This is a genomic window from Bradyrhizobium sp. AUGA SZCCT0182, from assembly GCF_018130185.1.
Lineage (GTDB): Bacteria > Pseudomonadota > Alphaproteobacteria > Rhizobiales > Xanthobacteraceae > Bradyrhizobium.
Genome location: NZ_JAFCLY010000036.1, coordinates 62,176 through 85,515 on the forward strand (window position 1 = coordinate 62,176; position 23,340 = coordinate 85,515).

19 protein-coding genes are annotated in these 23,340 nt (G+C 62.7%); 10 read left to right on the plus strand and 9 right to left on the minus strand.

Annotated features, from left to right (window positions below):
* The first annotated feature begins 19 nt into the window (after positions 1 to 19).
* The 6 genes from JQ611_RS30290 (at position 20) to JQ611_RS30315 (ending at position 8,106) form a co-directional block, all read left to right on the plus strand.
* Entirely contained in the window at positions 20 to 1,171 is a 1,152-nt protein-coding gene (locus tag JQ611_RS30290; protein WP_212467506.1) for a DegT/DnrJ/EryC1/StrS aminotransferase family protein, read from the plus strand.
* A gap of 130 nt (positions 1,172 to 1,301) precedes the next feature.
* Complete coding sequence (murJ, locus tag JQ611_RS30295) at positions 1,302 to 2,843, plus strand: murein biosynthesis integral membrane protein MurJ (protein WP_212268972.1); 1,542 nt, start codon at positions 1,302 to 1,304, stop codon at positions 2,841 to 2,843.
* A gap of 172 nt (positions 2,844 to 3,015) precedes the next feature.
* A complete protein-coding gene (locus JQ611_RS30300; RefSeq protein ID WP_212268973.1) occupies positions 3,016 to 3,888 on the plus strand; it encodes an outer membrane protein in 873 nt (290 codons plus the stop codon).
* A 196-nt stretch (positions 3,889 to 4,084) separates the two neighbouring features.
* Positions 4,085 to 6,391 (plus strand): xanthine dehydrogenase family protein molybdopterin-binding subunit, encoded by a 2,307-nt coding sequence (locus tag JQ611_RS30305; protein ID WP_212268974.1) that lies wholly within the window; start codon positions 4,085 to 4,087, stop codon positions 6,389 to 6,391.
* Between the two features lie 105 nt (positions 6,392 to 6,496).
* The gene (locus tag JQ611_RS30310) at positions 6,497 to 6,946 is read left to right on the plus strand and encodes a cytochrome c (RefSeq protein ID WP_211998934.1); all 450 of its coding nucleotides are present in this window, start codon (positions 6,497 to 6,499) and stop codon (positions 6,944 to 6,946) included.
* A gap of 233 nt (positions 6,947 to 7,179) precedes the next feature.
* The gene (locus JQ611_RS30315; protein WP_212268975.1) at positions 7,180 to 8,106 is read left to right on the plus strand and encodes a cytochrome c; all 927 of its coding nucleotides are present in this window, start codon (positions 7,180 to 7,182) and stop codon (positions 8,104 to 8,106) included.
* 223 nt (positions 8,107 to 8,329) lie between these two features.
* Here the strand turns inward: JQ611_RS30315 and JQ611_RS30320 are convergent, their stop codons facing one another.
* The 6 genes from JQ611_RS30320 to JQ611_RS30345 all read right to left on the minus strand — a co-directional run bounded on the left by JQ611_RS30320 (position 8,330) and on the right by JQ611_RS30345 (position 15,470).
* On the minus strand, positions 8,330 to 9,490 hold the full coding sequence (locus JQ611_RS30320; RefSeq protein WP_212268976.1) for a TAXI family TRAP transporter solute-binding subunit: 1,161 nt from the start codon (positions 9,488 to 9,490) through the stop codon (positions 8,330 to 8,332).
* Positions 9,491 to 9,709: 219 nt separating this feature from the next.
* Positions 9,710 to 10,759: an Ldh family oxidoreductase gene (locus JQ611_RS30325; RefSeq protein ID WP_312012286.1), complete on the minus strand. Its 1,050-nt coding sequence runs from the start codon at positions 10,757 to 10,759 to the stop codon at positions 9,710 to 9,712.
* Positions 10,760 to 10,832: 73 nt separating this feature from the next.
* Positions 10,833 to 11,942: an ABC transporter ATP-binding protein gene (locus JQ611_RS30330; protein ID WP_212467507.1), complete on the minus strand. Its 1,110-nt coding sequence runs from the start codon at positions 11,940 to 11,942 to the stop codon at positions 10,833 to 10,835.
* Positions 11,943 to 11,967: 25 nt separating this feature from the next.
* Complete coding sequence (locus tag JQ611_RS30335) at positions 11,968 to 13,683, minus strand: iron ABC transporter permease (RefSeq protein ID WP_212467508.1); 1,716 nt, start codon at positions 13,681 to 13,683, stop codon at positions 11,968 to 11,970.
* Positions 13,684 to 13,846: 163 nt separating this feature from the next.
* Positions 13,847 to 15,169: an ABC transporter substrate-binding protein gene (locus JQ611_RS30340; RefSeq protein WP_212467509.1), complete on the minus strand. Its 1,323-nt coding sequence runs from the start codon at positions 15,167 to 15,169 to the stop codon at positions 13,847 to 13,849.
* A 55-nt stretch (positions 15,170 to 15,224) separates the two neighbouring features.
* On the minus strand, positions 15,225 to 15,470 hold the full coding sequence (locus JQ611_RS30345) for an Lrp/AsnC ligand binding domain-containing protein (protein ID WP_192737765.1): 246 nt from the start codon (positions 15,468 to 15,470) through the stop codon (positions 15,225 to 15,227).
* Between the two features lie 195 nt (positions 15,471 to 15,665).
* Between JQ611_RS30345 and thiD the strand changes: the two genes are divergently transcribed.
* The 3 genes from thiD (at position 15,666) to JQ611_RS30360 (ending at position 18,880) form a co-directional block, all read left to right on the plus strand.
* A complete protein-coding gene (gene thiD / locus JQ611_RS30350; protein ID WP_212467510.1) occupies positions 15,666 to 16,463 on the plus strand; it encodes a bifunctional hydroxymethylpyrimidine kinase/phosphomethylpyrimidine kinase in 798 nt (265 codons plus the stop codon).
* Positions 16,464 to 16,628: 165 nt separating this feature from the next.
* Entirely contained in the window at positions 16,629 to 17,609 is a 981-nt protein-coding gene (locus JQ611_RS30355) for a tripartite tricarboxylate transporter substrate binding protein (RefSeq protein WP_212268981.1), read from the plus strand.
* A gap of 182 nt (positions 17,610 to 17,791) precedes the next feature.
* Complete coding sequence (locus JQ611_RS30360; protein ID WP_212268982.1) at positions 17,792 to 18,880, plus strand: TRAP transporter substrate-binding protein; 1,089 nt, start codon at positions 17,792 to 17,794, stop codon at positions 18,878 to 18,880.
* 257 nt (positions 18,881 to 19,137) lie between these two features.
* Here JQ611_RS30360 and JQ611_RS30365 read toward each other — a convergent pair whose 3' ends face one another.
* The gene (locus JQ611_RS30365) at positions 19,138 to 20,634 is read right to left on the minus strand and encodes a WG repeat-containing protein (RefSeq protein ID WP_212268983.1); all 1,497 of its coding nucleotides are present in this window, start codon (positions 20,632 to 20,634) and stop codon (positions 19,138 to 19,140) included.
* Between the two features lie 420 nt (positions 20,635 to 21,054).
* Between JQ611_RS30365 and JQ611_RS30370 the strand changes: the two genes are divergently transcribed.
* Positions 21,055 to 21,336 carry a hypothetical protein gene (locus JQ611_RS30370; RefSeq protein WP_212391871.1) on the plus strand — a complete coding sequence of 94 codons (282 nt, stop codon included), beginning with the start codon at positions 21,055 to 21,057 and terminating at the stop codon, positions 21,334 to 21,336.
* A gap of 66 nt (positions 21,337 to 21,402) precedes the next feature.
* Here JQ611_RS30370 and JQ611_RS30375 read toward each other — a convergent pair whose 3' ends face one another.
* Complete coding sequence (locus JQ611_RS30375) at positions 21,403 to 21,741, minus strand: monooxygenase (RefSeq protein WP_212268985.1); 339 nt, start codon at positions 21,739 to 21,741, stop codon at positions 21,403 to 21,405.
* Positions 21,742 to 21,809: 68 nt separating this feature from the next.
* On the minus strand, positions 21,810 to 22,784 hold the full coding sequence (locus tag JQ611_RS30380; protein WP_212467511.1) for a tripartite tricarboxylate transporter substrate binding protein: 975 nt from the start codon (positions 22,782 to 22,784) through the stop codon (positions 21,810 to 21,812).
* Positions 22,785 to 23,340: the final 556 nt, after the last annotated feature.

Here is a 23,340-nt window from a genome sequence, read left to right on the forward strand (position 1 = left end):
TCATTCGTAGCAAGGCTCCATGAACCAGCACATGCGTCCAGAACCCATTCCCCTGATCGATATCGCCGCGCAGCGCCGCCGGCTTGGCAAGTCGATCGATGACGCCGTTTCCCGAGTGCTCAACCACTGCCAGTTCATCAACGGTCCGGAAGTGACCGCGCTCGAGACGGCGCTGGCGGCATTCAGCGGCGCCAAACATGTCGTGAGCTGCGCCAGCGGCACCGATGCGCTGCTGATGGTGCTGATGGCCAGGAATGTCGGCCCCGGCGATGCCGTGCTGTGTCCGTCGTTCACGTTCTGCGCGACCGGTGAAGCCGTGGCGCTGACGGGCGCTACGCCGGTTTTTGTCGATGTCGATGAAGCGACCTTCAACGTGGATCCCGCCTCGCTCAAGCGCGGCATCGCGACCGCCCGGCAGCGCGGGCTGAAGCCCCGCGCGGTGATCGTGGTCGATTTGTTCGGGCAGAGCGCCGACCACGACGCCATCGGCGCGGTCACGGAGGCCGAGGGGCTGTTCGTGCTTGACGATGCCGCGCAGGGCTTTGGCGCCAGCTACAAGGGCCGCAAGCTCGGCACCTTCGGGCTCGCCACCGCGACCAGCTTCTTCCCGGCCAAGCCGCTCGGCTGCTACGGCGATGGCGGCGCGATCTTCACCGACGATGACGAGCTTGCCAACACGCTGCGCAGCATCCGCGTGCACGGCCAGGGTGCTGACAAATACGACAATGTCCGCCTCGGCCTCACCGGACGTCTCGACACCATGCAGGCGGCGGTCCTGATCGAGAAGCTGAAGATCTTCGACGACGAGATCGCGGCGCGCAACAAGATCGCGGATCGCTATGCGCGCGGCCTCGGCAATGTCGTGACCGTGCCGCGGCTCGCCTCCGGCTGCACCTCGGTGTGGGCGCAGTACACCATCCGCCTGCCCAAGGGCACCGACCGCGATGGGTTTGCCGCGGCGCTGATGGCGCAGGGCATTCCGACCGCGGTCTACTACACCAAATCGATGCATCAGCAGACCGCGTATCGCAATTACCCGGTCGCGGAAGGCGGCCTGCCGGTGAGCGAAAGCCTTTCGGAGGACGTCATCAGCCTGCCGATGCACGCCTATCTCGACGAGGCGACGCAGGATCGCGTCATCCAGGCGGTGCGGGGCGCGCTTTCTTCCTGATTTCGGCATCGCGTTTTCGAAGAAAACGCGTCAAACAACCGATAGCGTTTACGTGAAGAAGACGCGTCAATACAAATATAGCTCTCGGTTCTGATGCAATCAGAACCGAATATGCGCTAGAAGCTAGCCCATGCTTGGGCGCATCTTCACCGTCGGCGGCTATACGCTTCTTTCGCGCGTGACCGGTTTTGCGCGCGACATCATGCTCGCGGCGATCCTCGGTGCCGGGCCGGTCGCGGACGCGTTCTTCGTGGCGCTGCGGTTGCCCAATCATTTTCGCGCCATCTTCGCCGAAGGCGCCTTCAACGCCGCGTTCGTGCCGGCCTATGCCCACCTTCATGGGCAGAACCAGAGCTCGGCAAAATTGTTCGCCGATCGCATCTTCACGCTGTTGTTCGGCGCCCAGGTCGTGCTGCTCGTGGTGGCGTGGCTGTTCATGCCGCAGGTGATCGGCCTCCTGGCGCCGGGATTCTCCGACGATCCGGCGCGCGGCGAACTTGCGATTGCGCTGACGCGGATCACCTTTCCATATCTCCTGCTGATCACCCTGGTGACGCTTTACGGCGGCATGCTCAACGTCATGCATCGCTTTGCGAGCGCTGCGGCGGCCCCGATCTTTCTCAATCTGTCGATGATGGCGACATTGGCGCTGGCCGCGTTCTTTCCGGGCGCCGGCTATGCCGCCGCATGGGGCGTCCTGATCGCCGGCATCCTCGAATTCCTGCTGCTCGCGGGTGATGCGGCGAAGAACGGCATCCTGCCGAAGTTCAGCATGCCCAGGCTCGATAACGATGTCCGCGCCTTCTTTCGCGCGCTGGGGCCGGCGACCATCGGCTCGATGGGAACGCAGGTGGCGCTGTTCGCCGACACCATCATCGCGACGTTTCTCGCCGCCGGCGCGCTGTCGGCGCTGTATTACGCCGACCGCCTCAACCAGTTGCCGATCGGCGTGATCGGGATCGCGATCGGCACGGTGCTGCTGCCGGAAATGTCGCGGCGGTTGACGGCGCAGGACCATGCCGGCGCCGCCAAGGCGCAGCGGCGGGCGTTCAATTTCACGCTTTTGTTTTCGATACCGTTCGTCGCCGCGTTCCTCACGGTGCCTGACGTGATCATGCGCGCCATGTTTGCGCGCGGCGCGTTCTCGAAGGCGGACGCCGCGGCCGCGGGCGCGACACTGGCGGCCTATGCCGTCGGGCTCATTCCCTTCGTGATGATCCGCAGCGCGGTCGCCACCTTCTATGCCCGCAAGGACACGGCGACGCCGGTCAAGGCGGCGCTGACCGGCGTTGCCGTCAACGTCGCCCTGAAAATCGCGCTGATGGGGACGCTCGCCCAGATCGGCCTCGCGCTCGCCACTGCGATCGGCGCCTGGGTCAATCTGCTGCTGGTACTCGGTTTTGCAGTGCGAAGAGGATTCCTCGAACTGGACCGGGAATGGCTCAGATCGCTCGTCAAGTTCGCGGTTTCCGGCATCGTGCTTGCTATAGCGCTTTGGCTGACCGCGCGGTTCGCGAATCTTTATTTCGCATCGATGCCCGCTTTCCGCGACGAACTGGCGTTGCTGCTTCTGGTGGTGGCCGGGATGTTCGTCTACGGGGTGGCGATCTTGCTGCTGTTCGGGCGCGGGTGGATATTCTCGCTGGTCCGGGAGCGACGAGATATTCCTTAAGCTGCTCGAAATTATAACAAATCTAAACAAGCCTGCCCGGCAACGGCGCTGGGATATTTTTGCAACAAGTGCCCAGAAAATGTCCATCGCGACGCATCTGCGCATGCGTGATGGGAGACTCTACGTTAAGTTGACATCAGAGATTCAATAAAATTTCGTTAGTGGGGCTTCCATGCGCACTTCAACACTTAAGGCCATTGCGGTTTCGACGTTCGCTGTCGTCGCTGCTACTTCCGTTGCTTCCGCTGCCGACATGGCACCCCGCTACACCAAGGCTCCGGCCCCCGTGGTTGAGGTATGGAACTGGACCGGCTTCTACATCGGCGGCAACGCCGGCTACAGCTGGGGACGCGGCAGCTCGGACGTCTCGTATTACAACACCGTTACCGGCTTGCAGATCGCCCCGCCTGCGGGCTCCCTTACTGGCGCCAGCTACGACATGAACGGCGCCATTGCCGGCGGTCAGGTCGGTTACAACTGGCAGAGCAACAACTGGGTGTTCGGTCTCGAAGCCGACGCACAGTGGTCGGATGAAAAGGGCAGTGCGGCCTATCGCTGCGCAGGCACGCTCGCCGGTGGCGTTTGCCTTCCCGGTTTGACGTTCCTGCCGGCCGGCGCGACCGGAACCAACCTGGCTCTCGGTACCCATCTCGAATGGTTCGGCACTGTGCGCGGTCGCGTCGGTATCCTCGCCACCCCGAAGGTCCTGTTCTACGGCACTGGCGGTTTGGCCTACGGCTCGCTCAAGACCACCGGTACGCTGACTGGCTTGACCCCCGCCGGCGTTGCGCTGATCGCGACCGGCTCCAACAGCGACGTCCGCCTCGGCTGGACCGTCGGTGTTGGCGTCGAAGGCAAGATTACCAACAACTGGAGCGCCAAGCTCGAATATCTCTACATGGATTTCGACTCGTTCCGCGCCGCCAGCTTCACGCTCGCTCCGGCCAGCGCGATCCGCGCTGACGTGGATACCCGCTTCCACGACCATGTGCTGCGCGTCGGTCTGAACTACACCTTCGGCGGACCGGTGGTCGCGAAGTATTGATCGCGGCGGCCGTCTTCCTCCCGCAAATTAAAGCCCCGGCATCGTCCGGGGCTTTTTTTGTTGTGCAGGCGCGAAAAACTTCAGGAAGCGGATCGATTTCCTTGCGACCGGAACGTCACGAGCCCGACGAAAGCGGTTTGCGCTGGCGCGCGAACCGCTGCAATATGGAACGCTTCTAACGGCTATTGGAGATACGATGGCAGCTCCCATCAAGTTCGGCGTCGGTCACAGCGTCCGGCGCAAGGAAGACGATGCGCTCATTCGCGGCAAGGGCCGCTATACCGACGACGTCTCGCCGTCTCCCTCCCTGCATGCGTTGATGCTGCGCTCGCCGCACGCGCACGCGAAGTTCACCATCAACGTCACCAAGGCCCGCGGCATGCCCGGTGTCGCCGCGGTGTTGATCGCCGACGACGTCAAGGATCTCGGCGACCTGCCGTGCCTGTTCAATTTCGAAGTCGATCCATTCACCGGACCTCCGTATCCGATCCTCGCCAAGGATGAAGTCCGCCACGTCGGCGACTCCGTCGCCTTCGTCGTCGCCGATACCATCGACCAGGCGCGCGACGCGATCGAGGCGATCGAGGTTAGCTGGACGCCGCTGCCGGCGGTGGTCGGCCTTGTCAACGCGGTGAAGAAGGGTGCGCCGCAGGTCTGGCCCAATCACGCCGGCAATTTGCTGTTCGACGTGCCGATCGGCGACAAGGCGGCAACCGACGCCGCGTTTGCAAAAGCGCATGCGGTCGCCGAAGTGTCGATCGTCAATCCGCGCGTCATCACCAACTTCATGGAAACGCGCGCCGCGGTCGCCGAATACGACGCCAAGAAGGATCACCTGACGCTGACGATCGGCAGCCAGGGCAGCCATCGCCTGCGCGAGATCATCGGCGGCATGGTGCTCAAGATACCGCTGGAAAAGATGCGGGTGATCTGCCCCGACGTCGGCGGCGGCTTCGGCACCAAACTGTTTCCGTACCGCGAATATGCGCTGATCTCGGTCGCGGCGAAACGGCTGAAGAAGACCATCAAATGGACCGCCGACCGCTCCGATCACTTCGTGGGTGACGCGCAGGGGCGCGACAACGTCACTGTGGCGAAGATGGCGCTCGCCGAGGACGGCAAGTTCCTGGCGATGGACGTCGACCTGATGGGCGACATGGGCGCGTATCTGTCGACCTTCGGTCCCTACATTCCGCATGGCGGCGCCGGCATGCTGCCCGGCCTCTACGATATCCAGATCTTCCACTGCCGCGTCCGCACCGTGTTCACCAACACCGTGCCGGTCGATGCCTATCGCGGCGCGGGCCGCCCCGAGGCGGCTTACGTGATCGAGCGGCTGGTGGACGCCTGCGCGCGCAAACTCGGCATGACGCCCGATGCGATCAGGCGCAAGAATTTCATCCCGCCGAAGGCGCTGCCGTACAAGACCGTGACCGGCAAGGTTTATGACTCCGGCGATTTCACCGCGCATATGAAGCGCGCGATGGAAGTCGCCAACTGGAAGGAGTTTCCCAAGCGCGCCAAGGCCGCCAAGAAGGCCGGGCTGGTGCGCGGCATTGGCCTTGCAAGCTATGTCGAGATCTGCGGCACCATGGGCGACGAGACCGCCAATGTGGCGCTCGATCCCAATGGCGACGTCACCATTCTGATCGGCACCCAGTCGAGCGGGCAGGGCCATCAGACCGCCTATGCGCAGTTGATCGCCGAACAGTTCGGGCTGCCGCCCGAGCGCGTGCACATTGTGCAGGGCGACACGGATCGCGTCGCCACCGGCCTTGGCACCGGCGGTTCGGCCTCGATCCCGACCGGCGGCGTCAGCGTGCAGCGTGCGGCCCACGACCTCGGCGGCAAGCTGAAGGAGATCGCGGCCGAAGCACTGGAAACCAGCGCTGCCGACCTCGAGATCAGCGACGGCCGGATCCGGATCGCCGGCACCGACCGCTCGGTGAGTTTCGCCGATCTGGCGAAGCGTCCTGATGTCGATCCGTCAAAGCTGAATGCGAGTGCGACCTTTAACCAGGCCGACGGCACCTATCCGAACGGCACCCATCTCGCCGAAGTCGAGATCGATCCGGCCACCGGCATCATCAAGATCGTCAACTACGTCATCGTCGACGATTTCGGGGTGACGCTCAATCCGCTGCTGCTGGCCGGGCAGGTCCATGGCGGCGCGATGCAGGGGATCGGCCAGGCCCTGATGGAGCAGGCGGTATTCGGCAGCGACGGCCAGCTCGTCACCGGCACCTTCATGGATTACGCGATGCCGCGCGCCGCCGACGGCCCGTCCTTCCACTTCGAAACCCACAACGTTCCCTGCACCACCAATCCGCTTGGCGTAAAGGGCGCGGGCGAGGCCGGTGCGATCGGGTCCTGTCCGGCGGTGGTCAATGCGATCGTCGAAGGGCTGTGGCGCGAGTACAAGATCGACCACATCGACATGCCGGCGACCGCCGAACGGGTCTGGATCGCCATCCGGGAGGCGCAGCGCCGGCATAACCTCTGATATTTTGTCGCAGCTGGAATGATTCTAAGTTTATGGTGTTATCAGGCCTGGGCGCGGTCCGTGGAGACCGCGGCCCGGTCTGTGTCATGAAAAAGGGATCTGGCGATGAAACGGGTTTTGGTGGTTGCAGGAGCGCTTTTGCTCAGTGTCGGCGCCGTTATGGCACAGCAGGACGTGGTCAAGAAGGACCAGGACGTCATGAAGGCCACCGGCCGGGCGCTAGGCGGCGTGCTGTCGCCGATGTTCAAGGGCGAGAAGCCCTATGATCAGGCCGCCGTCGATGGGGCGATCAAGACGCTCGAAGATACCGCAAAGAACCTGCCGACCATGTTTCCGGCGAGCACCAAGGGCCTGAAGGCCGACGGCGACTACAGCGCCTCGCCCAAGATCTGGGAAGACAAGGCCGGCTTCGATGCCAAGATCGCAGACTTCGCCAAGGCGGTGAGCGATGCCAAGGCCAAGATCAAGGATGCCGATACGCTGAAGGCGAATTTTCCCGGGATCGGCAAGGCATGCGGCGGTTGCCACGAGACCTACCGCGTCAAGAACAGCTAGGCTTTCGGTTGGACCAGACAGGAAGAGGCGGGACGCGTGACGTGTCCGGCCTCTTTCATTATTCGCGGGCGCGAAGGCTTGCCTCGCGCATCAGTTCGGTGTGAAGCCCGTTTCATCGCCTCGGTGTGAAGCCTGCTTCATCACCGTGAGTTGTCGAAATTTCGTGGAAGCTTCCGGCTGAAATTGCGTACATACTGGCCGCCATATCAAAACGCGCGATGACGGATTGGTGAATGCTGAAACGACTGTTCCTTCTGGCCGTTTTGGCCGCCGTCGCCGGGCTTGGCATTTTCTGGTGGCTGACCATACCGGCGATGGTCGCTGCGAGTTCATTGCCAGCCTACAAGCCTAACCTCGCCAACGGCCTCACAGCGTTCAATGCCGGCGGATGTTCGTCCTGCCACGCCGTGCCGAACCAGCCCGACCGGCTCAAGCTCGGCGGTGGATTGCCGATTCCGTCGCCGTTCGGTACCTTCAACGTTCCCAATATCTCGCCCGATCCCAACGACGGCATCGGGCGATGGAGCGAGGCCGATTTCGTCACCGCCGTGCTCAAGGGCACGTCGCCGTCGGGCTTCCATTATTTTCCGGCGTTTCCCTACGCGTCTTACGAACATGCGAAGGTCGAAGACGTCCGAGACCTGTTTGCCTATTTGAAGACACTGGCGCCGGTGGCCGGCAAGACGCGCGACCATGACGTGCCGTTTCCGTTCAACATTCGCCGCAATGTCGGCGTGTGGAAATTCCTGTTCACGGACGACAAGCCGTTCACGCCGGACGCCAGCAAGTCGGCGCAATGGAATCGCGGCGCCTATCTCGTCAACAGCCTCGGTCATTGCGCGGAGTGCCACAGCCCGCGCAATTTCCTCGGCGGCATCATCGACGCGCAGCGCTTTGCCGGCGGGCCCAATCCGGAAGGCGAGGGCTGGGTGCCCAACATCACGCAGAAGCGGATGTCGGACTGGAGCGCGAAGGATTTTGCCTATTTCCTCGAAAGCGGGATGACGCCGGAGGGCGACACCGCCGGCGGCTCGATGGCGCGGGTGATCCGCAATACCTCGCAATTGTCGCCGGAGGACCGCACCGCGATGGCGGAATATCTGAAATCGCTGCCCCCGGTGGAGGGACCGCCGCGGCCGAAGAAGGCGGAGAAGTCGTAGGGCCTTTCTCGAAGCGAAGTGGCAATTGCATCCGCGAACGAGCTGCGCTCCCTCTCCCGCTTGCGGGGGAGGGTTGGGGTGGGGGTGGTGCCACGAGTCAGACTCTTGGTGAGGAGAGAGCCCCCACCCGGCGCTGGCGCCGACCTAAGAGCGAGCTTCGCTCGTCTCGACCCCCGCAAGCGGGAGAGGTGATTGAGCCGGCTGCCATACCGATGAAGTTGTATCACTCAAACGTATTGACCATGCCGGCCTTGGCGAGTGCGGCCTTGCGTGCGCTCATCCACTCCTCGGTGAGTTTTGCCGGATCGGAAGCCGGGCTGCCCTTCATGTAGTCGGTCCACGCCGCGATCAGGACTTCCTGCCGCTTGAGCAGTGCGTTGTTGTGCTTCTCCTGGTCGTCGCTCCAGGCGCCCACCTCTTTGAGGGCCTTGACCGCGCCCTTGTGCGTCGGCACCGCCCAGTTCTTTGCCTGCGCCTTCACCGCAAGCCCGCTGGCGCCGGGCGCGTTGTCCTTGTAGCCGTCATAGCCGTCGATCATCGCCTTGGTCAGCATGTAGACTTCGTCTTCGGACTGGCTGCCATAGACGCTGTAGATCGGATACGGATAGGTGCCGACCTCGACCGGCTTGTCCTTGGAAAATTCGCCTGCGCCGCAGGTTGCCTTGTGCTCGGTGAAATACGGGCCGACCTTGCGCATGCGCTCCCATCCCGCCTTGTCGGAGAATGGCATCGCGGGCCAGGTGATGCCGCGCGGCGATGTCTGCAGTTCCTTGGCGGGCCCGGAGATCGTCGAACCGAATACCGCATCGGTATCGTTGTTGATGATGCCTTTCCACATCGCATTGTTGCCCGCGAACTCGACGATCTTGACGTCCTTGGCCGTCAAATTGGCGAACGCCAGCACGGCAAGCGCATTCTGGTTGAGCGCGGGAGAACCGACCACGAAGCCGATGCGCTTGCCTTTCAGGTCGGCATAGGTCTTGACGCCGATGTCGGCGGCGACCGCCAGTGAAAGGCCGTTGCAGTCGATCGAGCTCAGCGTGATCTGGATGGGCTGCGGTCCCCATTCCCGGGTCGCGAATTCGAACACGCCTTCCTGCGCGAAAAAGACCCCGACGCCCATCGCCGAGATGCTGGCGCGGTTGAGGCGCAGCGGTTGCAGGCGGGCGACGTCGTTGCCGGCGGGCAGCACGCGCGCATCGCTGCCATACTTGTCCTTGAACATCTTGCCGACGGCAACCGTGATGTTGAAGCCGGAGGTCCCGGTGTCATAGGCGGTCATCGTCACGTTGGGCGGCAGTTTCACCTGTGCGACCGCCGTCGATGCCGCGACCACGGTTCCGGTCAGCGCGATGGCGGCAAGCATCATCTTCGGATTGATCATTCATCCCTCCCGTTGCGGCTGTCGTTGCAGCCTTGAGACGCTTTTCGCCGGTGCTTCCTTGCCCGCAACGGGACGTCAGTTGGAAACAGGCGCTGCGTATTGACGCGAATGCTCGCGGATTTCCGCTCCTCCCGCAAGGCAGAAGCAGGGGGTATCGATCCGCGTCAGCTTGACGCGTTGCGTTGTCCGAAACGGCGGAGGGTGGCGGCTGGTCCTGATTCAGGTCAGCTTCGCCATGCCAAGCTCATCCGCGACCTGATCGAGCCCGCGCATCAGCGCCGGCGGAATCGGAATGCCATCACGCATCCGCGCCTCTCGCGTGGCGTGGCTGCGCTCGCCGGGAACGAAGATCCTGTTCACGCCGGGCATCCGCTCGGAGTTTCTGAAATCGCGCACCAGCGCATCGACGCTCGCCTTGAACACGTCAACATCGCCGAAGGCCGAGATGTTGATCGCGGCGACCGCCTGACCGGTATTGGTGACGCTGTCATCATCATGGTTGAAGTCGATGACGTCCCGGCCCATCGCCGCACCGCCCAGCGTGCCCGCGAGCAGGCCGATGATCATGGCGAGCCCATAACCCTTGTAGCCGGCCTCCATGCCGCCGAGCGGCAGCAGCATGCCTTCGTCGGCGCGCTTCGGATCGGTCAGCGGCTTGCCCTCACGATCGATCATCCATCCCTCCGGCATGGTCTCGCCGCGCAGTGCCTTGGATTTCACTTTTCCATAGGCCGCAACCGTCGTCGCCATATCGAGAATGATCGGCTTCTCATCACCGGCCGGAATTGCGGCTGCGATCGGGTTGGTCGACAGCAGCATGTCGAGGCCGCCCCAGGGCGGCAGATGGTTGGCGTTACCGACCGCGAAATAGAGCCCGATCATGTCATGCTTCAGCGGCATCGACGCGTAGAGCGAGGCAGGACCCGCATGGTTGCTGTATTGCGAGTTGACCCATGCGATCCCCGTGGTGCGCGCCTTTTCGATCGCGATCTCGGCCGCGCGTTTCATCACGAGGTGGCCCATGCCGTTGTCGCCATTCAGCAGGGCGGTGGAGGCGTGCTCGCGCACCACCGTGATGTCGGGTCGCACATTGAAGCCGCCGGCCTTGATGCGGCGGGCATATTGCGGCAACCGGCTGACGCCGTGGCCGTCCGATCCCTGCAGATCGGCTTCCGCCATCAGCGCGGCGACATCAGCGGCGTCGGCGTCAGGCAGGCCCAGCTTTGTCATGGCTTCCCGGATGAAGCCCTTCAGCCGGTCGAAAGTCACTGTCGATGTCGTCAGGATACCAACTCCCGTTTTCCTGTTGGCGCACTTGCGCTGAACATATCGTGGCAAATTCCTAGTCGGATAGGAAGCGCACCGATGATGTGGCGATGGCGACGGTCACGGTGGTGCCGACCTCGTGCAGCATGTCGCCGGCGTGGAAGGGACAATCGACGGCGATGTTGGCTGTGCCTGCGCGCACGCCATAGCGCACGCTGGCGCCGAGGAATTCGCGATAGGTCACCGTGCCCGCGGCTTCTGTCCTGTCTCGCCCCGCGCTCTGGCCCGCACCGACGATCGTGCAATCCTGCGGCCGGAACACCATGCGCGCCCCCGGCGCCAGCTTCCGGTCCACAGCAATCGGTATCTTCAGGCCGCCGGCCACCTCATAGGCGCGCGACGCGCCGTCGCCGATCACGCGGCCTTCGACAATGTTCGCCGTGCCGAGAAAGTTCGCCACGAACAGGTTGGCCGGCTGCTCGTAAAGGTCTTTCGGCGTGCCAACCTGCTGAATGACGCCCTGGTTCATTACCGCGATCCGGTCGCAGACCGTGTTGGCCTCTTCCTGGTCGTGGGTGACGAAGATGGTGGTGAGTCCCAGCCGTTGCTGCAGTTCGCGCAGCTCGCGGCGGACCTGGACGCGCAGCTTGGCATCGAGATTGGACAGGGGTTCATCGAGCAGCAGGAGCTTCGGTTCGACCGCGATGGTGCGCGCCAGCGCCACGCGTTGCTGCTGCCCGCCGGAGAGCTGCGCCGGGCGGCGTTGATCGAGGCCCGTGAGCCCGACGAGTTCAAGTGCGGCCGCGACCCGCGGGCCGATCTCGGCGCGCGGCACGCGCTTTTCCTCGAGGCCGAACGCGACATTGCGCGCCACCGTCATATGCGGCCACAGCGCATAGGACTGGAACACCATGCCGATGTCGCGCTTCCATGGCGGCAGAGCGGAAATATCCTTCTCTGCGACCAGCACGCGGCCACTGTCGGCATGGTTGAAGCCGGCGATCAGCCGCAGCAGCGTGGTCTTGCCGCAGCCGGAGGGGCCGAGAAACGCAAAGAACTCGCCGGGGCGGATATCGAGATCGATCGACTTCAAGACGTGATTGTCGCCATAGGACAAATTGACCTGTTCGATCCGGACACCGACGGCCGGTACGGCGATCGCTCGATTGGCTGTTGCGGCCGTCATGGTGCTGATAATCCCGGCATGAACATCAATGTCCTGCTTGCGGCATGGCGCGGCCACGCTCGATCACGAAATGCGACAGGACCGTGCAGACCGCGACCAGCAGCACGGCGATGACGCCGAGCGCCGCGCCAGGGCCGCGGCCCGCCGCCGATTGCATCAGCACGTAAAGGCCGTAAGCCAGCGGCGCATCGGAGTTGGACTGCACCAGCATCAGCGTCGCCGAGAGCTCGACGGCGGCGGTGGCAAAACTGGTGACGAAGCCGGCCAGCATGCCGCCCATCATCAGCGGTGTTACGATCCGGCGCACGGTGCGCAGCTTGGTGGCGCCGAGATTTTCGGCGGCTTCTTCCAGCGATACCGATATCTGCTGCAGCGCCGCGTAGCAGGCCCGCAGCGCGTAGGGCAGGCGGCGGATCGCCAGCGCCAGCACGATCACGATCCACAGCGAGGCCAGCGGCGTGCCATCCCACAGTTTCACGCCGTAAAACGCGCGCAGATAACCGATGCCGAGCACGATGCCGGGGACGGCGAGCGCGGCCGAGGCCGCCCAGTCCAGCACGTCGCGCCCGACCAGTCTGGTGCGCAACACCAGATAGGCGATTGCCGTGCCGAGCACGACGTCGATCAGCCCGGCCAACGAGGCATAGATCAGCGTGTTCTTGATGTAGAGCGAGCTCTCGCCGAAAATCCTCGCGTAATGCGCCATTGTATAGCCGTCCGGCAGCGGCGAGAACGACCAGATGGTCGAGAACGACAGCAGCAGCAGGCCGGCATGCGGCGCCAGCACCAGCAGCAGGATCAGCGTCACCGTCAGATAGGCGAGCACGCTTTCATAAGGCCGCAGCACGCGCCGGGAGAGCCCGCCACCGCCGCGCTGCACGGCCGAATAGTCGATGCCGCGCGTCGCCAGCGCCGAGAGTGCCATCGCCGCGACGGAGGCCACGATCAGCACCACCGCGATCACATAGCCCATGGGATCGGCGATCCCGATCGAGGTGACGCGCAGATAGGCCTGCGGCGCCAGCATGTCCTTGACGTTCAGCAGCAACGGCGTGGCGAGATCGTCGAACACCTTGACGAACACCAGCGAGGCGCCCGCGATATAGCCGGGCATCGCGAGCGGAAACACGATGCGGCGGAACAGACGAAATCCGGACGAGCCGAGATTTTGCGCGGCTTCCTCCATCGAGGCGTCGATGTTGCGCAGCGCCGCCGAGAGGTTGATCAGGATGAACGGAAAATAGTGGATCGACTGCACGAAGATGACGCCGTTCAGTCCCTCCATGAACGGGATCTTGAAGCCAAACCAATCGTCGAGCAGCAGGTTGACGCTGCCGTTGCGGCCGAAAAACAACTGCATCGCCACGGCGCCGACGAATGGCGGCATGATCAGCGGCAGAAATCCCAGCGTCTGGATCAGCACCGTGCCGCGAAAGGCAAAGCGCGAGGTGATGTAGGCGAGCGGCAGCGTCAGGATCGACGCCCCGACCACCGCCATCGCGGAGACGTAGAACGAATTCCAGAACGAACGCAGGAACAAATCGGTGCGGAAGAAATCGACGAAATTGACCAGGGTAAACGCGCCGCCGCCCTTTTCGGTGAACGCCACATAGATCACCGTCGCGGACGGCCACACCAAAAACAGCGCGAGGAAAACCGCAATGCCCAGCGCCAGTGCGATCTGCCCAGGCGTCGCCGAAAGTCTTGCGCGGGCGCGAGGGGCGGGGAGGGCGAGGCTCATGGGCGGTGCACCGACAACGTCGTCCCGGCGAAGGCCGGGACCCATACGCCGTGTCCTCGCGGTGAAACGTAGGCGTCAGCGACCTTCGTCAACAATAAACGCCGGTGGCTATGGGTCCCGGCGTTCGCCGGGACGACATTGAGGGATGATGGGCGCCCTCGCATCACTTCGCCAGCTTCGTCGCTTCCTCGGCCTTGGCTTGCGCCTGCGCGTAGCGTTCCTTGGCGAAAACCGCCCATTGCTGTTCCAGTTCGGCCTGCCGTGCGCCCTTCTGTTTTCCGCCGGCGAATGCGCTTGCCGTCTCCTTGGCGGAGGCGGCGGCTTCATCGACCGGCATCGCGGCGATCAGCTCGCGCGCTTGCGCGACGAGTGCGCGAGCTTGCGCATTGTCCTTCTTGGCAAGCGCGGCTTCGGCCTCGTGGATCGCCTTGGTCGCGGCCTTGAGCGAATCGAGCTGGAACGAAATCAGCTGATCGAACAGCACGTCGACCACATCGTTGCGCGCTTCGGACTTGGCGACGTCGAACTTGATCATCGCGTTCAGCCGCGGATCCTTGAAGGGATTCGGGTAGTCCGCGGGCGCCTTGGCATAGACGTCGGGATTGACGGGGAGGCGGCGGATGCCCGGCTCGAACAGCACTTGCTGGCCGGCCGGCGAGAGCAGGAATTCCACGAAGGCCTCGGCCGCCGCCTTGTTCGGCGCATTGGCGACGATGCCGACATTGGCCGGCACGATCGTCGTCACCGTCGGATAGATGAATTTGACGGGGAAGCCCGAGGCCTGCGCCGAGAACGCGAAGAAGTCGATCACGATGCCGTAGCCGACCTGCCCGGAATTGACCGCTTCCGGCACCCCGAACGAGCGCTCGGTGATGTTGCGGAAATTGCCGGCCATCGCCTTGATGGTGCCCCAGCCCTTGGCCCAGCCTTCGCCCTGCAGCACGGCTTCGACGGTCAGGTGCGTGGTGCCGGAGCGCGAGGGAGCGGCGATCGAGACGTGGTCGTAATAAACCGGCTTGGCGAGATCCTGCCATTCCCTGGGATCAGGCAGCTTGTTGGCCTTCACGTAGCGCTCGTTCCACATGATGCCGTAGCCGGACGCGGCAAAGCCGAAATAGAAACCGGCGGGGTCGTTGATCGGAAATTGCCCGATCTTCTCGGGAATGCCTGACGCCTTGGGCGCGTATTTCTGCAGCAGCCCCTTGCCCTTGAGCACCTCGAACGCATCAGGCGCCGAAGCCCAGAACAGATCGACCTGGTTGCTGGATTTGGTTTCCTCGAGATATTTCACACCGGCATTGGTGTTGCGGTTCTGCACTTCCAGCGTCACACCCGGCGTCGCCGTCTCAAATGCCTTCTTGACGGGGTCGGTGACGTCCTTGGCAAAGGAGGTGACGACCGTGACCTTGCCGGCGGGCGCCTGCGCGAACGCCGCGGTCGAGACCAGCGCTGCGCAAAGCGACAGCATCAACAGCCGATGCATCATGTTTCCCCGTTTGCTTGTTCTTGTCGTTGCCGGTGGCCGCGGAAGCGGGCGGGGCCTAGCTCCCGCCGAACGCCTTGAAGGTGATGATGGTGTGGGTGTCCTGGATACCGGGAATGACCTGCACCTTCTCGTTGACGAAATGGCCGATGTCGGTGGCGTTGTCGACGTAGAACTTGACCAGCAGGTCGTAATCGCCGGCGGTGGAATAGATTTCCGAGGCGATCTCGGCTTCCGCGAGCGCATTGGCCACCGCATAGGACTGGCCGAGCTTGCATTTGAACTGGACGAAGAAGGGAACCATGGTTGTCGTCTCCGAAGGGAAGATTTGTGCTCAATATAGCGTTTTCAAGCGAAGTGGATACCGGTTCGCATCAGGAAAACGCGTCAGAGTCAGAAGGCCAAAAACGGGAGCCCGTGGCAAGCCAACTTGCTGGGAATGGAACGGCGCGCTAGGACAGTTTATGATCCCGAACACACCTTTTGCACGAGGCGGGCGATGACACCAATCGCGCTGACCATCGCCGGCTCCGATTCGTCCGGCGGCGCCGGAATCCAGGCCGACCTGAAGACGTTTGCCGCGCTCGGCGTCTATGGCGCCTCGGTGATCACGGCGCTGACGGCGCAGAACACGACCGGCGTCAGCGGCATCCATCAGGTGCCGGCGGAGTTCATCACCGCCCAGATCGATGCGGTATTCTCCGATCTCGCCGTCGGCGCGGTCAAGATCGGCATGGTGGCGCAGCCCGCCAGCATCGATGCCATCGTCGCGGGGCTGACGCGCTGGTCACCGAAGCATGTCGTGCTGGATCCCGTGATGGTGGCGACATCAGGCGATCGCCTGCTGGCCGCGGAAGCCGTCGATGCGCTGCGCACCAAGCTCATTCCGCTCGCCTCGGTCATCACGCCCAATCTGCCGGAAGCGGCGGCCTTGCTCGATGAACCGATTGCGACAGACGAAGCCGCGGTCGAGAATCAAGGCAAGCGGTTGCTGGCGATGGGTTGCCGCGCGGTGCTGATCAAGGGCGGCCACGGGCAGGGCGCCGAGAGCACCGACTATTTTATCGACGCGGGCAAGACCATCACGCTGGCCGCACCGCGCGTCGCCACCAAAAACACCCACGGCACCGGCTGCTCGCTGTCGTCGGCGATTGCGGCCGGACTGGCGAAGGGCGAGAACATGGAGACCGCCGTCCGCAACGCCAAGGCCTGGATCAGCGCCGCGATCGCAGCCGCGGACCGCTTCAGCGTCGGCCACGGGCATGGCCCGGTGCATCATTTTTATAAGTATTACTGAAGGCAGACGTTACTGGAAGCCCCGCCGCAGCCGCGGCTGTTCCTTGTCCGAATGGCCCATTGGCGGGGCCATGCCCGGCGCCTATAATTCGCCGCCTGTAATTCAAGTGAATCGCGACGTCGCCAACGCGCGGACCAATGTCGCAATATCCGGGAGAGAAACGCCGTGAGACAACAAACCCTGCGCTACGCCATATTGACCGTTCTGGCGGGCCTTTCCATCGCCGCAAATGCGGCCCAGGCTCAGACATGGCCGGATAAGCCGATCACGTTCGTGGTGCCGTTCGCGGCCGGTGGCGGCACCGACGCCTTCGCGCGCCCGCTCGCAGCCCAGCTCGACACCCAGCTCGGCAAACGCGTGCTGATCGAAAACCGCGCCGGCGCCGGCGGCACGGTGGGCGCCTCGGCAGCGTCCAAGGCCGCTCCCGATGGCTACACCTTCTTCATGGGCGCGGCGCATCACGCCATTGCACCCTCGCTCTATCCCAATCTCGACTACGACATCGAGAAGGATTTTGTCGCGGTTGCGCTGATCGCGCGTCCGCCGCAGGTGATCGTGGTCAATCCCGAGAAGGTCGCCGCCAAGACGCTTGCCGAATTCATCGCGTTCAACAAAGCGAACCCGGGTCAGTTGAACTATGGCTCCGCCGGCGCCGGCACCACGCATCATCTCGCGGGCGAGTTGTTCAAGATCCTGACCAAGACCAACCTCCAGCACGTCCCCTATCGCGGGGCGGGACCTGCGATGCAGGATCTGATCGCCGGCCATGTGCCTGTCGTGTTCGACGGCATGGGCTCGTCGGCTGCGCCGATCAGGGCCGGGCAGCTCCGCGCGCTAGCGGTCGCCGCACCGAAGCGGGTGGCGGCTTTCCCCGACCTTCCCACGGCCAAGGAAGCCGGTCTGCCCGATTTTGAAGTGGCGACCTGGTACGGACTGTTCGCGCCCAAGAACACGCCGCCGGCGATCGTCGAACGCATGATCAAGGAGCTGCAGCAGGCCATGCAGGTGGCTGCGATCAAGGAGGCCTGGGAGCGCAACGGTTCTGATGTCCCTGACGTGACGGGCCCTGCATTCGCGAAGATGGTGTCCGCCGAAGTCGTGCGCTGGCGGAAGGTCGTGAAAGAGGCAAATGTGAAGCTGGACTAGAGAGCGTTTTCCTTACGCCAATGCGGGCACCGCTGGTCGGTGCCCGCCCGCCGCTGCGCATAGCGCCGGCCGCTGAAGTAGCCCTTCCACGCATCCCCCAAAGTTCGCTAAGATGAGGACTGAAGGCCGCGGAGGCCTCGCTGCCACGCGCCAACCGGTTTGCAATTCCAGGGAGTGATCACATGAAACGCCGTACGTTCCTCAAAGGCGGCGCCGTGGCCGGCGCAACGACGCTGGTTGCGGCACCCGCGATCGCGCAAGCCGCGCCCGAGATCAAGTGGCGCCTGACCTCGAGCTTTCCAAAGTCGCTCGAGACCATCTACGGCACGGCGCAGACGTTTGCGAAATACGTCGCTGACGCCACCGACAACAAATTCCAGATCCAGACGTTTGCTGCAGGCGAGATCGTGCCCGGCCTGCAGGCGCTCGATGCCGTGAGCACCGCAACCGTCGAGATGGCGCAGACGCCGCTCTACTTTTACATCGGCAAGGAGCCGGCGCTCACCTACGCCACCGGCGCACCCTTCGGCATGAACCATCGCCATCAGCATTCCTGGTGGACGTTCGGCGGCGGCGCTGAACTCTGCAACGAGGCGCTGAAGCCTTTCAAGGCGCATGCGATCCTGTGCGGCAACTCCGGCACGCAAATGGGCGGCTGGTTCCGCAAGGAGATCAAGACCGCCGATGATCTCAAAGGCCTCAAGTTCCGCATCGCGGGCATGGGCGGCCATGTGCTGGCAAAGCTCGGCATCGTGCCGCAGCAGATCGCGGGCGGCGACGTCTATTCGGCGCTCGAGAAAGGCTCGATCGATGCTGCGGAGTTCGTCGGTCCCTATGACGACGAGAAGCTCGGCTTCTACAAGGTAGCAAAATACTATTATTACCCCGGCTGGTGGGAAGGCGGCGCCATGCTCCACATGATCGTCAACGACGAGAAGTGGAATGCGCTCCCCAAGCAATACCAGGCGATCCTCAACCAGGCAGGTGCGGCGGCAGGCGCCTGGATGATCGAAAAATATGACAGCGTCAATCCAGCCGCCCTGAAGCGGCTGATCGCGGGCGGCGCCGAACTGCGCGCGTTCCCGCAACCGGTCATGGAGGCCTGCTACACCGCCACGCAGGACCATCTGAACGAAATCGCCGAGAAGAGCCCGCTCTTCAAGAAGACAAAAGAGAGCCACGACGCCTACATGAAGGAAGTGCTGTTCTACACGCAGATCGCGGAAAACTATTACGACAATTATCTGCTCAGCAAGATGCGCAAGGGCTGAGTCCGGCCGGTGGCGGAGGCGGATGGCTTGCTGGTCCATGATCGGCATGCCGTCCTGCTGATCACCACATCGCCAACCGGCTGCCGTCGCAAGTCCTGCATGAACGCGACACGCGGGGCCATTGGTAAGCTCTGTCATGTCCGCTATACGCCGGCAGCGTCCAGGTCGAGCACCGCAGCGAAGCGACGCCGTGTGCCAACAGCGGACATTCTTACACCCGCTCAGAACAGAAAGACCGTCTAGCGGCGTCCTCGAACTTATTTTCTGAGACCAGCTTTTTGCAGGTCGGTTTCCGAAATTCCCATCAACCTACCCTTGCGGGTTACCCAGCCGCGCGACTCAGCCAATGTCACGCGCGCCCTTTCAGGTGTGACCTCGTGAACAGACCGAAATACGACTGGTGTGACTTGTGCACCCTTGCTGTCGATCAAACCCCATTTCTCGCCGGTCTGCACGCTTGCCCAAACTCCGTGAAAATCTTCCGCCAGGTCAAACTGCGCGGATATCCGCATATTGCCTTCCGCATCGACGTAGCCCCATTTGCTGCCGACGCGCACGGGAACAAGCACGGCGCGACTTGTTGCCTTGACTTCGTTCCATGATGCCGTGGTTGCCTTTCGGGTCTCAAGATCGACAAAGCCCCAAAGCTCGCCATCGCGAAACGTCGCCAGTTTGCCGTCCCCTTCATAGTTGTTGTCGACCTGGTCAAACCTGGGGGGCAAAATCCATTTGCCGGCGGCGTCCATAATCCCGCGTTTGCCTTGAAATTCGACGATAAATGCAACCGTTTTCGGTCCGAGTGGCATCATGGGCTCCGGATCGAATACGTCCAGTGGTTCGACGCCATCAAACTCCGCCGCGATGGGAAAATTGCCCTTCATATCAAGGGCGCCCCATTTGTCTTGAACGCGAACAGCAATGGGCATGCCATCTGCGGATGGATTTCCTGCATCCGCCAGGCCGTCTCTGATGACGACGCCGTTCCGGCCGACAAGGGAGAAGGACTGTTCCTTCCGTACGATCGTGGCCTCCGAATAACGGAACGGTCGGCATTCATCGAAAGCAGGCGGTATGACCACAAGGCCGGCGCGATCGATGTATCCGCACTTTCCGGCACGGCTGACGCTGGCGAGTTTATTGTGGAACATGCCCGCCGCATCCCAGCGCTGGGCGCTGATGGGCTGACCGCCCTCTGCGAGGTGGCCAAACAGGTTGCCTTCCTTGAACAGAAGCGGAAATTCGTGCGAACGCCAGCCGATCTCTTCATACTTCGGCTCAAGGATGACCCTGCCTTTTCCGTCGGCAAGACCGTACAACCCGCCGCGGCCGACAGCGATGTATTCCGGTGCGTGGCTCAATCGACGATCAAGTTTGATTCCGTAGAAATCGTCCCAGAGTTCGGAATTCAGCGGCCGGAGCGCATAATCGGTCAACAATTGTTGGCGGTTGACCTGCACGCTGTTTGCTCCGCCGCTCATGGTCAATCTGGAGGACCGAGGTTCCGTGATGTAGCGCCCGTCGCGATCGATTGATCCAACCCGGCCGCCTCGCCATACGAGACCTGCATCTTTAGTCCAATCGTTGGCTGCCTCGAACTCCGGCGCGATGATGAACTTGCCTTCATCGTTGATGTAGCCGCACCGCTCTTTCGCAATACAGGCGCTCAGTAATTCTTGTTGAGGCTGAAAAATCCAGATGATGCCGCCGACCGCGGCTGCGGCAATCAGCGTAGCAATAACGATCAGTTTCTTCACGGAGCACCCCGGGCGTGGAATGGTCGTGGTATCCCGTTGTCGTCTAGAATGCCTTAATAAGCTTGGAGGTCCGGCATCGATGTTTCCAGACCCTTACTGCATTTGGTGAAATCAATTCGATCAATGCCGGGCTGTCTATTCGGTTCGGATGATCCGCACCTGCGCCAAGCGCCTGACCGACGAGCGCCAATTGGAGTCATGCCAAACTCTGCTTTGGGTCATTCGCGACCCGGTCAGGCCGCCGGCTTAGCCGGTCATGTCCGCAGTCCCGAATTGCAGCTTCCCGGCGAGGGATGAGTATTGCTAAAATTTTACACAAATTGATAACTGGCGAAAAACTGCTTCGGCAAAATCAAGACCATCCTAAACCCGGCCTTTATCGCGGGCGTGCATCCTCCTGCAAAAGGAGGCGCATAAGCGATGCCCATATTTCAGTATTTTTACGTCGTAGGGTCGGCACTGTTCATATTGCTGTTTGTTTCCGATGCCTGCTTGCGCGACAGCGAGAGCGATTCACGCTTCGACGGGTCGCTCTATCAAAGCGCCATCTACGCACCCCGGGCGGTGGAAACCCTCAACGAGCCTCGCTTCACGCGCGATGCGACGCCGGCCGACCGCGTCAGGGAAGTGTTTGCCCAGTTCGTGCCCAATGAAGGCAAGCGCAGCAAACGATACTCTTCGGTGGCAACGCGCGGGACCTAGAATATCTTCCGCACGCCTAACGCAGTGCGCGCGATGCAATCACGCGCAGTGCCGCAACAGCTATCGTCAGGCCACGGCCTCGATCGCCTTGCCGTTGACGCGCGTCTCGTCCGTCAGATTATCGACCGTGACATGGGTGTCGTACCAGGTCAGGCGAGGCCGCACCCCGAAGCGTTTGGTCAATTCCGCCACGCGTTCCTCCGTGAACCAGGCTTCCGCCGATTGGCGGCTGTCCCAGAGATAGACGCCGCCGGTACCGGTTTCGCCATTCAGGTAGTCCTTTCGGATCAATCCTTTGGTGGCGAGGCCGCGGTAGGTCGGCGCGCTCGACGTGCCGCCCGTGATTGCCTGTTCCTCTGATCGCTTCGGCAGATCGAACTGAACGACAACGATGCAATTGGCCATGGCGGTTTCCTCAGGTGGGTGAGTGGACGGGGTAGCGGTAGGCGCAGTCCGCGCGCGTGCAGTTTAGTCTAGTTGCCGAGCTTGATGCCGGCGTCCTTGATCACTTTTGCCCATTCGGGCGTCTCCTTCGTGATGACGGCCGCGAACTCTGCCGGCGTATTGCCGACCGGCTCGAGCCCGAGTTCGTCGAACTTCTTGCGTACCTCCGGCAGCGCCAGCGCCTTGACGGTTTCGCTGTACAATTTGTCGATAATGTCCCGTGGCGTGCCTGACGGCGCGAGCAGGCCGAACCACGGCACGGCCTCGAAACCGGGAAACCCGGATTCCGCCATCGTCGGCAGGTCGGGCGCCAGCGCCGAGCGCTTGACCGAGGTGATGGCCAGTGCGCGCAATTTGCCTTCCTTGGCCAGCGGCACCACGTTCACGATATTGGCGAACGACATCGCGATGCGGTTGGCGAGCAGGTCGGGCATCAGCGCCGTGGTGCCGCGATAGGGGACCGATGCGATGTCGACACGCGCCATGTATTTGAACAGTTCGGCGCCGAGATGCTGCGACGTGCCGACGCCGGCATGGCCATAGGAGAGTTTGCCGGGCTGCGCCTTGGCGAGCGCCACCAACTCCGCCACCGTATTGACAGGTTGCTCGGGCGGAACGGCGAGCACGTTCGCCGCGATGAACACCTGCGAGATCGGCGCAAAATCCTTGACCGGATCGAACGGCAGTTTTTCATATAGGCTCGGATTGATCACGAGCGCCGAGTTGCCGCCCATCAGCAGCGTGGTGCCGTCGGCGGCCGCCTTGGCGACGCGTTCGGTGGCGATGTTGCTGCCGGCGCCTTGCAGGTTCTCGACCACGAACGGCGTGCCCCATACCTCGGCAAACCGTTCGGCCAGAATGCGCGCCGCAAGGTCCGGCGCAGTGCCGGGCGTGAAGCCGACCAGGATCTTCACCGGCTTGTTCGGATAGCTGGACTGCGCCGATGCCGTCTGCGCCGTCAGCAGCACCAGCAGCGCGGCGGACAGGCTCGCTACGAACTTCATCGTTTCCTCTCTCGTCCTGCATGCCGGTTTGCGCGGTCATTGCCGCAGGACCTCGAGGAAGTGTGACAGCAGCAACGGCTGCCGGCAAGTAGCCCGCATGAGCGCATGCGATATGTGGGGTCGATGCGACATAAGACCCGGATATCGCGTTGCTCATCCGGGCTACGGACTACGGACGGCCAATTCCGCAAGTGCGACAAATCAACCCGTCGGGCAAATCAGTTCTGAGTTTCAGAAATCGTGTCAATCCCCGAAATGAAAAATATTTCTGTTTACCAGAACGAAAATCAGGTGCATATCTTTTGCTATCCCGTCCTACTCAGAAGGGCGTCGGCCGTCGTCACGGACGTTGGGCGGGTTGCGGTGGACGCTGGTTTACGCTGAGACGACGGCGTGGACGGGCGTACGGCAAAACCGTGTGGTCCTGGCACCCGTTGCAGGTGTCAAGCCGTCGGGTAGGCGAGAGCTGAACCGGCGGTGACGGAGTCAACCAAGAACTCGTCTCCGGGGAGATCACGGCATAAGCCGTAAAGCCATTGCGCAGGGAAGGCCGGGT

Bases quoted from the DNA above. Each gene is read 5' to 3' on its own strand.
- JQ611_RS30330 (WP_212467507.1), bottom strand. From the start codon at position 11,942: ATGACGGCCGCAACAGCCAATCGAGCGATCGCCGTACCGGCCGTCGGT.
- JQ611_RS30315 (WP_212268975.1), top strand. From the start codon at position 7,180: ATGCTGAAACGACTGTTCCTTCTGGCCGTTTTGGCCGCCGTCGCCGGG.
- JQ611_RS30345 (WP_192737765.1), bottom strand. From the start codon at position 15,470: ATGGTTCCCTTCTTCGTCCAGTTCAAATGCAAGCTCGGCCAGTCCTAT.
- JQ611_RS30375 (WP_212268985.1), bottom strand. From the start codon at position 21,741: ATGGCCAATTGCATCGTTGTCGTTCAGTTCGATCTGCCGAAGCGATCA.
- JQ611_RS30300 (WP_212268973.1), top strand. From the start codon at position 3,016: ATGCGCACTTCAACACTTAAGGCCATTGCGGTTTCGACGTTCGCTGTC.
- JQ611_RS30290 (WP_212467506.1), top strand. From the start codon at position 20: ATGAACCAGCACATGCGTCCAGAACCCATTCCCCTGATCGATATCGCC.
- JQ611_RS30305 (WP_212268974.1), top strand. From the start codon at position 4,085: ATGGCAGCTCCCATCAAGTTCGGCGTCGGTCACAGCGTCCGGCGCAAG.
- thiD (WP_212467510.1), top strand. From the start codon at position 15,666: ATGACACCAATCGCGCTGACCATCGCCGGCTCCGATTCGTCCGGCGGC.
- JQ611_RS30310 (WP_211998934.1), top strand. From the start codon at position 6,497: ATGAAACGGGTTTTGGTGGTTGCAGGAGCGCTTTTGCTCAGTGTCGGC.
- JQ611_RS30370 (WP_212391871.1), top strand. From the start codon at position 21,055: ATGCCCATATTTCAGTATTTTTACGTCGTAGGGTCGGCACTGTTCATA.
- murJ (WP_212268972.1), top strand. From the start codon at position 1,302: ATGCTTGGGCGCATCTTCACCGTCGGCGGCTATACGCTTCTTTCGCGC.
- JQ611_RS30335 (WP_212467508.1), bottom strand. From the start codon at position 13,683: ATGAGCCTCGCCCTCCCCGCCCCTCGCGCCCGCGCAAGACTTTCGGCG.
- JQ611_RS30380 (WP_212467511.1), bottom strand. From the start codon at position 22,784: ATGAAGTTCGTAGCGAGCCTGTCCGCCGCGCTGCTGGTGCTGCTGACG.
- JQ611_RS30340 (WP_212467509.1), bottom strand. From the start codon at position 15,169: ATGATGCATCGGCTGTTGATGCTGTCGCTTTGCGCAGCGCTGGTCTCG.
- JQ611_RS30360 (WP_212268982.1), top strand. From the start codon at position 17,792: ATGAAACGCCGTACGTTCCTCAAAGGCGGCGCCGTGGCCGGCGCAACG.
- JQ611_RS30320 (WP_212268976.1), bottom strand. From the start codon at position 9,490: ATGATCAATCCGAAGATGATGCTTGCCGCCATCGCGCTGACCGGAACC.